Source organism: Pseudomonas sp. NKUCC02_KPG (assembly GCF_019345465.1).
Classification (GTDB): Bacteria; Pseudomonadota; Gammaproteobacteria; order Pseudomonadales; family Pseudomonadaceae; genus Aquipseudomonas.
On record NZ_JAHKRC010000008.1, the window covers coordinates 1 to 12,032 of the forward strand.

The following is a 12,032-nucleotide window of genomic DNA, read 5'->3' on the forward strand; positions in this document are numbered from 1 at the left end:
AAGCACAACTTGCACTCGTAGCTCAGCTGGATAGAGTACTCGGCTACGAACCGAGCGGTCACAGGTTCGAATCCTGTCGAGTGCACCATTTAAGAGTCAATTGCTTCGGCGATTAACTTGGCTTCAACCAGGGTGGTCTGGTCTATCAAGCACAACTTGCACTCGTAGCTCAGCTGGATAGAGTACTCGGCTACGAACCGAGCGGTCACAGGTTCGAATCCTGTCGAGTGCACCATTTAAGAGTCAATTGCTTCGGCGGTTAACTTGGCTTCAACCAGGGTGGTCTGGTTTATCAAGCACAACTTGCACTCGTAGCTCAGCTGGATAGAGTACTCGGCTACGAACCGAGCGGTCACAGGTTCGAATCCTGTCGAGTGCACCAAACACCAAAAAGCCCGCATTGTATGCGGGCTTTTTGCTATCTGCGATTTGGCTATTGCTGTCATCCTGACGACTTCTCTTCTGATTATTCTGGCAGTGCTGCGCAAGCTTTTGTTATTGCCAAGATTTTTGCGTCATTAATTTTTAAGCCGTGTATGATTGCGCCCGTCAGCCCCGCCGGGGCTTGTGGAATACCTCCATGGACTTACCCAGTAGTAACTCAGCATCCCGTTTTTCCAATCATGAATTGACTGATTGATCCTTCCGGCGTGCCCTGCTGCTGGGAGTGGAGTTCGCCTATGACCGAAGTTGAAGTAAAGAAAACACAAGAAAGCCTGCAAAGCCGCCTCGCTCAAGTCATTGAGCTGCTTAATCGCCAGCGTGTGGTCGAAGACCTGACTCATCGTCAGGAAGGCCATCACCATGACCGGGTTGAAAACCTGGTTCATCGGCAGAACCTTGTTGAGCTCCAGCGCAAGCTGGAAGACCTGCACTCCGCAGACGTTGCCTACATCCTTGAAGCATTGCCACTGGACGACCGCCTGACGGTCTGGCAGCTGGTCAAGGCCGATCGCGATGGCGACATCCTGCTTGAAGTCTCTGACTCGGTACGTGAAACCCTGATCGCCGACATGGACGATCACGAGCTCCTGGCAGCCGCCAAGGAGATGGACGCCGACGAACTTGCTGACCTGGCCCCCGAGCTGCCGCGAGACGTCGTCCATGAGCTGATGGAGACCCTTGATGGTCAGCAGCGTGAGCGTGTTCGCTCCGCGCTGTCCTATAACGAGGATCAGGTCGGCGCACTGATGGACTTCGAGATGGTGACAATCCGTGAGGACGTCAGCCTTGAAGTGGTATTGCGTTACCTGCGTCGCCTCAAAGAATTGCCGGGCCATACCGACAAACTGTTCGTGGTTGATTACGACGGTGCGCTCAAAGGCGTGTTGCCGATCAAGCGTTTGTTGGTCAACGACCCCGAGAAACAAGTGTCCGAGGTCATGGCCAGCGATCCGGTAAGTTTTCATCCGGACGAGGACGCCTACGATGCTGCACAGGCGTTTGAGCGTTACGACTTGATCTCGGCCCCGGTGGTCGACAAGAACGGCAAGCTGATCGGCCGATTGACCATCGATGAAATGGTCGACCTGATCCGTGAAGAGAGCGAGAACGAAGTGCTCAACATGGCCGGTCTGCGTGAAGAAGAAGACATCTTCGCTTCGGTCTGGAAGTCCCTGCGTAACCGCTGGGCCTGGCTGGCAGTCAACCTGGTCACCGCGTTTATTGCTTCGCGGGTGATCGGTCTGTTCGAAGGTTCGATTGAGAAGCTGGTGGCACTGGCAGCACTGATGCCCATCGTGGCCGGTATTGGCGGTAACTCCGGCAACCAGACCATTACCATGATCGTACGGGCGATGGCGCTCGATCAGGTCAATACCGGTAGCACCTCGCGTCTGATGCGCAAGGAACTGGCCGTGGGCTTGATCAATGGCCTGGTGTGGGGTGGGGTGATCGGTGTTGTCGCGTATCTGTTGTACGGCAGCTGGTCACTGGGTGTGGTGATGACCGCGGCCATGACGCTTAACCTGCTGCTGGCAGCGCTGATGGGCGTCTTGATCCCCATGACACTTGCCCGGCTTGGGCGTGACCCGGCGATGGGTGCAAGTGTGATGATCACAGCCATGACTGACAGCGGCGGGTTCTTCATCTTCCTGGGGCTGGCAACCATCTTCCTGCTCTGACGGCCAGCGGCCTGATCTGACAGCTGTCAGATCAGGCCGTTTTTGTTTCTGGCGCAAATGGCGCCCATAAAAAAAGCCAGCGCAATGCTGGCTTTTTGTTACCTGAATTAAATCAGGCTTCCTCCGAAGCTGCCTCAGTGTCGTGAGCAATCAGTGAAACCAGAGCGTTTTGCTGGCGATGGGACAGTTGGCGGAAGCGTTGCAGCAGTTCGCGCTCGTGCAGGGAGAGCTCAGGGCTGTCCAGGCGCATGCTGAGTTCGTCACCCAGTACGCCTTCCTGAATAAGGCTTTGCTCAAGGCGAGCAATGATTTCTGAGTTCATGCTGCGGTGATGATTGCGAGCCACTTCGGCGATGCGCTCGCGCATTCCGTCTGGCAGGCGTACGACGAACTTGTCAGCCGTACGGCTGGAGTAAATTGCCTGTTTCAATGGGCGCATTTTAGTTAACCGGTTAGTTCAGGGGAGCGGTTCTCGGGAATTGGCCGCAGGATGTGATTAAGACCGTCCTTATAGCCAAAGTTCAACCTGAATTGCTAGGAGGCGCGCATCATGCCTCAAATCTGCCACTTCCCTGGCGTCAATTCTGTGACAAATATTGAACCGGATAAAGGCGTTATGCCAGTAGTGATTATTAAAAAAATGCATCGACGTGGATAGTGCACAAATCCACCGTTCATCCTGAAAGGTCTGTTCTCCAGCAGAAGGGCGCTCTCAGCGTAATTGCGGGTCAAATTTGAACCTGCGCCCGATGATCAGCGCCACCAGCCAGCAACTGAAAAATACTCCCGCAGCGATCAAGGGCAGGTTTCCGAATTCGTTACGGGCGAAGACATCAAGTGCAAGGCTTGATAGCGCCAGCATCAACAAACTCAAAGCAATTTTGGACATGATTTACTGCCAACCTCTCAATATGCGCTTCAAAAGACCCAGCGCTCACCCTCGGGAGCCAGGTTGGCTGCAGGGTGGTCTGTAGTCAGATGAGGTGTCGCGCTGCTCACGCTATTCATGACCGCCACTTGCGGCAGCGGCGCGAGGGGTTTGTCATAGGTCTGGACGTATTGCTCGGCGGTGGCGGGTTCAGGTTGAAAGTGAAAAATCACTAAAACAGCCAGTGCCAGGGCATTTAACAGTAACAGGGTGCTGTTCATGGCGGTCATCTCTGAGAGCATGGACGGGATACTGTTAATAGAGCAGTCTTCGTGCCAACTGTTAAAGAGCTAAAAACCCTTATAAAACAGCTGCTTGGAGTATGTATTCAAGAGGGTTTCAGTGCAATTTGCAATGATGGCTTTTTGATGTAGTGCAAATTGCACGATACAGGCCAGGGCCCGCGGGAGCGGGCTTGGCAAGGATTCAGTCGATATCGCCTGCAGGCGATCGGTTATCGCCCGAAACGTTCGGCCCATCCACTGATAACCTTGGGCCGTGGGGTCGCGTAAGTGCGTACTTTTGACGTCGACAGCCCCAGGCGAACCAGCGACTCGGCAATGGTCACCGCAGCGGTAACGCCATCGACTACGGGCACGCCGGTGCGCTGGCGAATCTGCTCATCAAGGCCCGCCATACCACCGCAGCCCAGGCAAATGACCTCTGCCTTGTCCTCGCTGACGGCCAGTTCTGCCTGGTGAACAATGGCTTCAACCGCGCGTTGCGGCGAAGATTCGAGTTCCAGAACGGCAAGGCCGCTGGCGCGCACCGATGCACAGCGGTACCAGAGCCCGGACAGTTTCAGGCGATCTTCAATCAGCGGCACGGTGCGATCCAGCGTGGTGACAACCGAATAGGCGCGGCCCAAAAACATGGCAGTGCTGGCCGCTGCGTCAGTGATGTCCACCACGGGCACGTTGAGCAGTTCCTGTAACCCTTCACGGCCATGCTCGCCATACCCGGCCTGTATCACGGCATCGAAGGGCTGGTCGTAGGACATGACGCAGTCCATCACCGCGATTGCGGCCAGATAACTTTCAAAATTCCCCTCAACCGACTCGGCGCCGAAACCGGGCGTCAGCCCGATGATTTCGGTGCCCGGCGCGGCGACGGACTGCGCCTGACGTGCAATGGCCTGGGTGATGCTGTCGGTCGTGTTGACATTGACCACGAGAATTCGCATGGGGGCTCCTTCAAATCAAGAGTGGGCGGTCTGAATTGGCCAGACCGCAAACGTATCAATGGCCAGCGTTGTCGACCGCGATCGACTCGCCGCTGACGTGGGCGTAGTGGGGTTGGCGCCTGGCGATGATCAGGTAAAGCATTGCCGCGATGCCGGCCCCGATCATCCAGGAGAACGGCGAAACCGTATGAAAACCTGGCACCAATGCCAGCACGATGGCGATCAGAGCAGCAGGAATAAACGCCGCGACGGCGCGTAAATTAACGCCTCGGCTGTAGTAATAAGCGCCGCTCGGGTCTTCGCTGTACAACGCCGGCACGTCGATACGGCCTTTTCGTACAAGCCAGTAGTCGACCATGATCACCCCGTACAGCGGGCCAAGCAGGGCGCCAAGGCCGGACAGGAAGTACACGATAACCAGCGGGCTGTTATAGAGATTCCACGGCAGGATCAGCACTGCCAGGGTTGCGCTGATCAGTCCGGCGCGCTTGAACGTCAGATGCCTGGGTGCCAGGTTGCTCAGCACAAAAGCCGGTGCGACGAAGTTGGCCATGATGTTCACCGCCACCGTCACAATCAGGAATGCCAGGCAGCCCAGCACCAGAAAGAAGGTGTTCGGGATCGACGCGATAATCTGCGTCGGGCTTTCGATAATGGTGCCGTTGATTTGAAACTGGGCGCCGCACAGCAGGACGGTGATACCGGCAAACACCAGAATGTTCACCGGAAGGCCCCAGAAATTACCAACCTTGATGGTTTTGCAGCACGGCGATGAACGTGAGAAATCACTGAAATTCAGGATCAGCGTGCCGTAGATCGCCAGCCACAGTGCGGCTCCGGCAAACACGTTGCGCCACACCTCGGCGGTGCTCAAGGGCACGCGGTCTGACCAGGCAATGGTGCCGTTGGCCTGAAAGTACATCCAGCCTGCCAGGCACAGTACCGTCAGTAAAATGACCGGTCCGGCAAACGCCTCGTAGCGGCGAACCATTTCCATGCCGTAGGCCAGGATCGTCAGCTGCACCAGCCAGATCGCGACAAAACACACCCAGCCCAAGCTCGACAGGCCAAGGATCGAGTCATGGTCGTAAGCGTCGAAACCGGGATGCACGGCCACCAGTAGCACCCGTAACACCACCGAGGCGAGATACGTCTGAATACCGAACCAGGCGATAGCAATGACCGCGCGTATCAGCGCAGGAATCTGCGCACCATGAATGCCGAAACTTATCCGGCTGATGACCGGGAAGGGCACGCCGGTGCGCTGGCCCATATAGCCCGACAGGTTCATGAAGTTGAACACCAGCAGAGCGCCGATCCCGAGTGAAAGCAGGATCTGCCAGCCGTTGAGGCCCAGGGCGTAAAGCCCGATGGCGAACGAGTAGTTGGCGATGTTGTGCACATCGTTGGTCCACAGGGCAAAGATGCTGTAGCGGCCCCAGCGGCGGCCTTCGGTTTTAGTGGGGGCCAGGTCACTGTTGTGCAGGCGCGGACTGAGCGCCAGGGTGGATGCAGTAGCGTCCAGGGAGTCGGGGAGGGGAGTTGAAACCGGTGAAGGTAAATCCAGAGCGAGGGTATCGGAGAGTCTTGAACGCATTCTGGCAAGCTCCTGATGTCCGCTGGTGTGATGACTGTTCATGAGCGTTGGCTCGACAAATCTTCGTCACGGCAGCGGAAATCACTGGTTGTGAGAATTCGCGGTATGCCTGCTTTTATGTAGCGGGCCACGAAACAATGTGTACTTAGTTTTTGTTCGTTTTGTATACAAGTGTCGTGTGGGTGTAAGCGATATTCATGCCAGCAGAAACACACAGATCAGTAGCCGTGTTCACGGATCCCTATGCTGTTTTTTATCTGTATGAAATTAATGGATTTTTTATTTTTTGCGGGCCATCTGAAAAACCAGCGAATAGAAAGGGAGATGGATCGTGGTCAATTGTGACCAGAGAGAGGGTTGTTACTTTTTGATGCATAAAAGGTTTGTGGCGCGGTTGGGTGCACCGTTATGTGACGTTTTGTATACGATCATTAGGCGCTGTATGCGCCTGTGGTTGTCGTTGAGCTGCGTGAGGTTGTGATCGGTCGTAAGTCCTGGGCGTCAGGTCTGACGGTTACACGGCATTAACGGTCAAGGGGCGTGTGTCTGACCGTTAAAAAGGCCACGCACGACATGACAAACAAAGGCATGACCGTTACCATGCTCGCCGTCATTTGTCTCAGTAGCTCAATTGGATAGAGCATCCCCCTCCTAAGGGGAAGGTTGCAGGTTCGAACCCCGCCTGGGACACCAGATACGCAAAGGCCCCGCACTGTTGAACAGGCGGGGCCTTTTTTGTGGCTTTCAATCAGTCAGGCCTGGCCCAGCAGCCCGCGCCCCGCCAGGTTCTTCATCAGTGCCCCAACCCCGAATGCCCATTGTGGAGCCTGGTCGCTACCCGTCACGCGATTGTGCAGGGCGCCCAGAGCGGGTGACGAAATGCTCACTACGTCGTCCGCCTTGTGGGTGAACCCCTGACCCGGATGGTCGCGGTCTTCTGTGGGCGCGAACAGGGTGCCGAGAAACAGCACAAAGCCGTCCGGGTACTGGTGGTTGGCATTGAGGGTTTGCTCCGCCAGATTGGCCGGGTCGCGGCTGATCTGGTTCATGGAACTCTTGCCGTCCAGTACGTAGCCGTCCGTGCCTTCGACGCGCAAGGTCACTTCGCATTGGCGCACGTCGTCGAGACTGAAGTGTTCGTCGAACAGGCGAATAAACGGTCCCAGTGCGCAGGATGCGTTGTTGTCCTTGGCCTTGCTCAGCAGCAGCGCGCTGCGGCCTTCGAAGTCGCGCAGGTTGACGTCGTTGCCCAGGGTTGCGCCGTGAATCCGGCCCTGGCTGTCCACCGCGAGCACGACTTCCGGTTCCGGGTTGTTCCAGCTTGACCCCGGGTGAATGCCGATGGCATTACCGCTGCCCACCGCCGCCAGTATCGGGGCCTTGGTGAAGATCTCGGCGTCCGGGCCGATACCGACTTCCAGGTACTGGGACCACATGTTCTGTTCGATCAGCACCTGCTTGAGGCGCATGGCCTCGGGCGAGCCGGGGAGCAGGTCGCGCAGGTTGTCACCGATGACGTCCTGCACCAGGGCGCGGATCTCTTGAGCACGCAGGGCATCGCCGCCTGCTTTTTCTTCGATGACCCGCTCGATCATGCTGGCGGCAAATGTCACGCCTGCGGCCTTGATCACTTGCAGGTCTGCAGGGGCCAGCAGATAGGGCTTGGCCATGTCACGCTGCTCGCCACTGTTGGCCAGCAAGGCCTGAATCGTACCCAAGGCCGTACCGCTGATTTCGCGTACGCTTTGCAGCGGTTTGTCGCTTTCCAGTAGCGCGCTCAGGGTGGCGAAGTGCGCGGTGCAGTCGATCACCTCGCCGTCTCGAATCACCACCACGGCCGGACCACCACGCTCGCCAGGTAGCCATACACGACCCACCAGCGTCGCGCGCTGCCAGTCGTTCGGCAGGGAGTTTTCTACGGTCAATTGCAGCGTTTGCATAGGCCTGATCCTTGAAAAAATGGGCAGTGCGGGAGCGGACTTGCTCGCGATGACGCCACTGCGGTGTACCTGAGAGAGCGCGCCGCCTGCATCGCGAGCAAGCCCGCTCCCACAGGTCATGTGTCCATAGTGTTTAGTGAGAGTGGCGGGGCGGGCCGTTTTCCGGGATCACGCGCCAGTACAGTGTTGCCGGTTCCAGGCAGCCGCCCGTGGACAACTGGCCTACCAGTTGGCGATACAGTTCCTGCCACGGCGTTTGCGACGGGGCCAGCGGTGGCAGGGGTTCCTGGCGACGCTCGTTGAGCACGCTTTCGTCCACCAGCAAATTGACACTGCGCGCATTCAGGTCGACGCGCAGGCGATCCCCCGTGCGCAGCAACGACAGGCCGCCGCCCACGGCAGACTCCGGAGACATGTTGAGAATCGACGGGCTGGCCGAGGTGCCGCTTTGACGGCCATCGCCCATGCACGGCAGCGAGTCGATCCCGGCCTTGATCAGGTTGGAAGGCGGTGCCATGTTCACCACCTCGCCACTGCCGGGAAAACCGACAGTGCCGCAGCCGCGAATCACCAGAATGCAGCGTTCATCGATGTCCAGCGTCGGGTCGTTGATGCGCGCCTGATAGTCTTCGGGCCCCTCGAACACAATGGCTCGCGCTTCGAAGCTGTTGGGTTGCAACGGGTCGCTGAGATAGGTCTTGCGGAAGGCTTCACCCACCACCGACATTTTCATGATGGCGCTGTCGAAGAAGTTGCCGCTGAGCACGATAAAACCGGCGCGGTGCATCAGCGGATCTTCGTACGAGCGGATCACGTCGCGATCGCCGGTGACGGTGTCGGCAACCACTTCTCCCATGCTGCGGCCACTGACGGTGAGGCAGTCGCGGTGCAGGCGCCCAACCTTGTCCAGTTCATGCATCACTGCCGGTACGCCGCCCGCGCGGTGGAAGCTTTCGCCAAGGTATTCACCGGCAGGCATGCAGTTGACGAGCAACGGGACGTCTTCGCCCACACGCTGCCAGTCTTCCAGCGACAGATCGATGCCACTGTGGCGGGCAATGGCAATCAAGTGTGGCGGGCAGTTGGTGGACGCGCCCAGTGCCGAGGCCACGGCGATGGCGTTTTCAAAGGCGGCGTGGGTCATGATGTGCGATGGGCGCACGTCTTCGCGCACCAGGTCGACGATGCGCATGCCGGTGGCATAGGCCATTTGACCGCGCTCGCGGTACGGTGCCGGAATGCTCGCGCAACCAGGCAGCGACATGCCCAGTGCTTCGGCCAGTGCGTTCATGGAAAGCGCGGTGCCCATCGTGTTGCAGTGGCCCACGGACGGCGATGAAGCCGTGGTCAGGGTCATGAACCCTTCGTAGTCGATCTCCCCTGCGCTGAGCAGGTTGCGCGCATGCCACAGGACGGTGCCGGAGCCGATGCGCTGGCCTTTGTGCCAGCCGTCGAGCATTGGCCCGCCGGACAGCACGATAGAGGGCAAGTCAGTGGTGGCCGCCGCCATCAGGCAGGCCGGGGTGGTCTTGTCGCAGCCGGTGGTCAGCACGACGCCGTCCAGCGGGTAGCCGTGAAGCACTTCCACCAGGCCCAGATAGGCGAGGTTGCGATCCAGCGCCGCGGTTGGGCGACGTGACTGTTCGGCGATCGGGTGCACCGGGAATTCCATCGGAATGCCCCCCGCGTCGCGAATACCGTCCTTGACCCGCTTGGCCAGTTCGATGTGGTGGCGGTTGCAGGGCGTGAGGTCGCTGCCGGTCTGGGCAATACCGATGATGGGCCGTCCCGATTGCAGTTCGGCCCGGGTCAGGCCCTGGTTCATGTAGCGCTCAACGTACAGCGCAGTAAGGTCGGCGTGGCTTGGATCGTCGAACCACAGCTGGCTGCGCAGGCGGCGTGGGGTTGAATCGGTCATGGCAGGCTCCAGCAGATTATTCGGGCAAAGGGTTGTTGCGGCGCACTTGGCGGATCAGTCCGGCGTGGTCGAGTTCGCCGTCACCGGCCTCGACCATCGCTGCAAACAGACTGTCCACCAGGGTGCCCACGGGCAGGTTCAGGCCCAGCTTTTGCGCTTGGGCGAGGGCGGTCCGGGTGTCCTTGAGTTGCCACTTGGCCGGGCCGCCGGGGGTGAAGTCGTTGTTAAGCATGCGTTGGCCGTGTTGACGCCAGATCGGCGAATCGATGAAGCCACCCATCAACGCTTCGTGGACTTTTGACGGGTCGGCGCCGCCGCGCTCGGCCAGCAGCAGGCCTTCGGCGACGGTGGCGATGGTGCTGGCGACAATCAACTGGTTGACCAGTTTGGACAGTTCGCCAGTGCCCGCCGGGCCGACGTGTACCGGGCGGCCCATGGCGGCCAGCACCTCGCGGCCTTGCTCGAAGGCCACGGTTTCACCACCTACCATGATCGCCAGGCTGGCTTCCCGCGCCCCACGCTCGCCCCCCGACACCGGGGCGTCGAGGTAGCGCAGGCCACGTTCGGCACATAGCCGTGCCTGTGCGGCGGCGGTGTCGACCGGGATCGAACTCATCACAATCACCAGCGCACCCGGCGCCAGGGCCAGGGCAGCGCCGTTCTCGCCAAACAGCACCTCGTCGCAGGTCGGGCCATCGCTGAGCATGCAGATCAGCACCTGGGCGCCGTTTGCGGCATGCGCCGGGGCCTGAAAAGCCTCGGCACCTTGTGCCGCGAGTGCCTGCGCCCTGGCGGGAGAACGGTTCCATGCCCGCACCGGGAAGCCTGCGTGCAGCAGGTTGCGGGCCATGGGCTGGCCCATGATCCCGGTACCGATGAAGGCTACGGTTGGCAGGCTCATGCTTTGCCTCCAGCCGCCGGGACCATTTGCTCGCCAATCTGCGACACCTTGTTGCGTGGCATCAGCACCATGCCCAGGCCACCCAGGCCGACCAGTGCAGCAATCACCATGAAGCCTGGGGTGTAGCTGCCGGTGACGGTGAACAGATAGCCGGTCAGGTAAGGGCCGATAAAGCCGCTGAGGTTACCGATGGAGTTGATCAGGCCAATCCCCACGGCGGCCCCGACGCCCGTCAGTACTTGCCCCGGGACGGCCCAGAACACGTTGATCGCGCTGTAAACACCCATCGCCAGAAGGATGAAACCGACGACGATGATCCACGGCTGGTTGAGCCACAGCGCCACGGCAATGGACACGGCCGCGAGCATGGCGGCGCCGCCGGCATGCCAGTGACGTTCTTGCAGGCGATCAGAGCGACGGCTCCACCAGATCATCGCCACAGCGGCGACGGCGTAAGGGATGGCGGTGATCAGGCCGTTCTGCATGAGGCCGATCTCCAGCCCGAACGAGCCACGGAACGAGGCCAGTACGGTGGGCATGAAGAAGTTCATCGCGTTGGAGCCCGACGTGATGCCGAAATACACCAGCGCCAGCAGCCATACCTGACGGTTGCACAGTGCCTTGCGGATCATCTGGCCTTTGGTCGGTTGAATGCCCACCACCAGCGGTTTGTTGCGCTCTTCCTGGGCCAGGGTGTTGATCAGCCAGTTGCGCTGTTTGTCGGTCAGCCAGTGAGCATCCGCCGGGTGGTCGGTGAGGTAGAAGTAGCACACCACACCGAGGATCACGGCCGGTACGGCCTCAACGATGTACATCAGGCGCCAGCCGACCAAGCCCCAGGCATCGCCCAGTTCCATCAGGCCTACCGACAGGGGCGCGCCGATGATTTGTGCAATGGGAACGCCCAGGTAAAAGGTAGCGATCATGCGGGCGCGGTAACGGCTCGGGAACCACAGCGACAGCAGGTAAATGACCCCCGGAAAGAACCCGGCCTCAGCGATACCCAGCAGTACGCGCAGGGAGACGAAGTGCACGGGCGTCTGCAAAAAGCCCATGGCCCCTGCGATGATGCCCCAGGTCACCATGATCCGTGCAATCCAGACACGGGCGCCGTAGCGGTGCAGCAGAATGTTGCTCGGCACTTCGAACATGAAGTAGCCGAGGAAGAAAATACCCGCGCCCAGGCCATAAATGGTCTGGCTGATGCCGATGTCTTCGTTCATCCGCAGTGCGGCGAACCCGACGTTGTTGCGGTCCAGGAAGGCGACCACAAACAGCAGGATAAGAAAGGGGATCATGCGTTTGGTAACGCGCTTGATCGTCTGTTGTTCGATGTCGGAGACATCGGGAAGTGGCGTTGTGGTCATATCGCACGGCCTCAGTTTTTATTGTTGTGTGTAACGCGAGCTTTTTTGCTTTTTGTGGGAGCGGGCTTGCTCGCG

Annotated in this window: 10 protein-coding genes and 4 tRNA genes; 5 read left to right on the forward strand and 9 right to left on the reverse strand. The window is 59.2% G+C overall.

Going from position 1 to position 12,032, the window contains the following annotated elements; genetic code table 11:
- The first annotated feature begins 11 nt into the window (after positions 1 to 11).
- From KO536_RS12500 to mgtE, 4 genes are all read left to right on the forward strand, one after another.
- Positions 12 to 88 (forward strand) — tRNA-Arg (locus KO536_RS12500).
- 70 nt (positions 89 to 158) lie between these two features.
- A tRNA-Arg gene (locus KO536_RS12505) sits at positions 159 to 235 on the forward strand.
- A 70-nt stretch (positions 236 to 305) separates the two neighbouring features.
- Positions 306 to 382: transfer RNA gene (locus tag KO536_RS12510), tRNA-Arg, on the forward strand.
- A 298-nt stretch (positions 383 to 680) separates the two neighbouring features.
- The gene (gene mgtE / locus KO536_RS12515) at positions 681 to 2,123 is read left to right on the forward strand and encodes a magnesium transporter (protein ID WP_133077321.1); all 1,443 of its coding nucleotides are present in this window, start codon (positions 681 to 683) and stop codon (positions 2,121 to 2,123) included.
- A 112-nt stretch (positions 2,124 to 2,235) separates the two neighbouring features.
- Here the strand turns inward: mgtE and KO536_RS12520 are convergent, their stop codons facing one another.
- The 5 genes from KO536_RS12520 to KO536_RS12540 form a co-directional block, all read right to left on the reverse strand.
- Positions 2,236 to 2,562 carry an Arc family DNA-binding protein gene (locus tag KO536_RS12520; RefSeq protein ID WP_219262040.1) on the reverse strand — a complete coding sequence of 109 codons (327 nt, stop codon included), beginning with the start codon at positions 2,560 to 2,562 and terminating at the stop codon, positions 2,236 to 2,238.
- Positions 2,563 to 2,835: 273 nt separating this feature from the next.
- Complete coding sequence (locus KO536_RS12525; RefSeq protein WP_219262041.1) at positions 2,836 to 3,012, reverse strand: PA3371 family protein; 177 nt, start codon at positions 3,010 to 3,012, stop codon at positions 2,836 to 2,838.
- Between the two features lie 29 nt (positions 3,013 to 3,041).
- Positions 3,042 to 3,272 (reverse strand): hypothetical protein, encoded by a 231-nt coding sequence (locus KO536_RS12530; RefSeq protein ID WP_133077323.1) that lies wholly within the window; start codon positions 3,270 to 3,272, stop codon positions 3,042 to 3,044.
- A 233-nt stretch (positions 3,273 to 3,505) separates the two neighbouring features.
- The gene (locus tag KO536_RS12535) at positions 3,506 to 4,234 is read right to left on the reverse strand and encodes an aspartate/glutamate racemase family protein (RefSeq protein WP_133077324.1); all 729 of its coding nucleotides are present in this window, start codon (positions 4,232 to 4,234) and stop codon (positions 3,506 to 3,508) included.
- Between the two features lie 55 nt (positions 4,235 to 4,289).
- Complete coding sequence (locus KO536_RS12540; RefSeq protein WP_133077325.1) at positions 4,290 to 5,831, reverse strand: NCS1 family nucleobase:cation symporter-1; 1,542 nt, start codon at positions 5,829 to 5,831, stop codon at positions 4,290 to 4,292.
- A 616-nt stretch (positions 5,832 to 6,447) separates the two neighbouring features.
- Here KO536_RS12540 and KO536_RS12545 point away from each other — a divergent pair.
- Positions 6,448 to 6,524, forward strand: a tRNA-Arg gene (locus KO536_RS12545).
- A gap of 59 nt (positions 6,525 to 6,583) precedes the next feature.
- Here KO536_RS12545 and KO536_RS12550 read toward each other — a convergent pair.
- From KO536_RS12550 to KO536_RS12565, 4 genes are all read right to left on the reverse strand, one after another.
- Positions 6,584 to 7,771, reverse strand: a complete 1,188-nt coding sequence (locus KO536_RS12550; RefSeq protein ID WP_133077326.1) for a fumarylacetoacetate hydrolase family protein — start codon at positions 7,769 to 7,771, stop codon at positions 6,584 to 6,586.
- 133 nt (positions 7,772 to 7,904) lie between these two features.
- Positions 7,905 to 9,689 (reverse strand): IlvD/Edd family dehydratase, encoded by a 1,785-nt coding sequence (locus tag KO536_RS12555; protein WP_219262042.1) that lies wholly within the window; start codon positions 9,687 to 9,689, stop codon positions 7,905 to 7,907.
- A 16-nt stretch (positions 9,690 to 9,705) separates the two neighbouring features.
- Complete coding sequence (locus KO536_RS12560) at positions 9,706 to 10,590, reverse strand: NAD(P)-dependent oxidoreductase (protein ID WP_219262043.1); 885 nt, start codon at positions 10,588 to 10,590, stop codon at positions 9,706 to 9,708.
- A complete protein-coding gene (locus tag KO536_RS12565) occupies positions 10,587 to 11,957 on the reverse strand; it encodes an MFS transporter (RefSeq protein WP_133077329.1) in 1,371 nt (456 codons plus the stop codon). The genes KO536_RS12560 and KO536_RS12565 overlap by 4 nt, the downstream gene beginning before the upstream one ends.
- Positions 11,958 to 12,032 lie beyond the last annotated feature (75 nt).

Excerpts from the sequence above, each read along its gene's own strand:
- mgtE (WP_133077321.1), top strand. The coding sequence starts at position 681 with ATGACCGAAGTTGAAGTAAAGAAAACACAAGAAAGCCTGCAAAGCCGC.
- KO536_RS12520 (WP_219262040.1), bottom strand. The coding sequence starts at position 2,562 with ATGCGCCCATTGAAACAGGCAATTTACTCCAGCCGTACGGCTGACAAG.
- KO536_RS12525 (WP_219262041.1), bottom strand. The coding sequence starts at position 3,012 with ATGTCCAAAATTGCTTTGAGTTTGTTGATGCTGGCGCTATCAAGCCTT.
- KO536_RS12530 (WP_133077323.1), bottom strand. The coding sequence starts at position 3,272 with ATGAACAGCACCCTGTTACTGTTAAATGCCCTGGCACTGGCTGTTTTA.
- KO536_RS12535 (WP_133077324.1), bottom strand. The coding sequence starts at position 4,234 with ATGCGAATTCTCGTGGTCAATGTCAACACGACCGACAGCATCACCCAG.
- KO536_RS12540 (WP_133077325.1), bottom strand. The coding sequence starts at position 5,831 with ATGCGTTCAAGACTCTCCGATACCCTCGCTCTGGATTTACCTTCACCG.
- KO536_RS12550 (WP_133077326.1), bottom strand. The coding sequence starts at position 7,771 with ATGCAAACGCTGCAATTGACCGTAGAAAACTCCCTGCCGAACGACTGG.
- KO536_RS12555 (WP_219262042.1), bottom strand. The coding sequence starts at position 9,689 with ATGACCGATTCAACCCCACGCCGCCTGCGCAGCCAGCTGTGGTTCGAC.
- KO536_RS12560 (WP_219262043.1), bottom strand. The coding sequence starts at position 10,590 with ATGAGCCTGCCAACCGTAGCCTTCATCGGTACCGGGATCATGGGCCAG.
- KO536_RS12565 (WP_133077329.1), bottom strand. The coding sequence starts at position 11,957 with ATGACCACAACGCCACTTCCCGATGTCTCCGACATCGAACAACAGACG.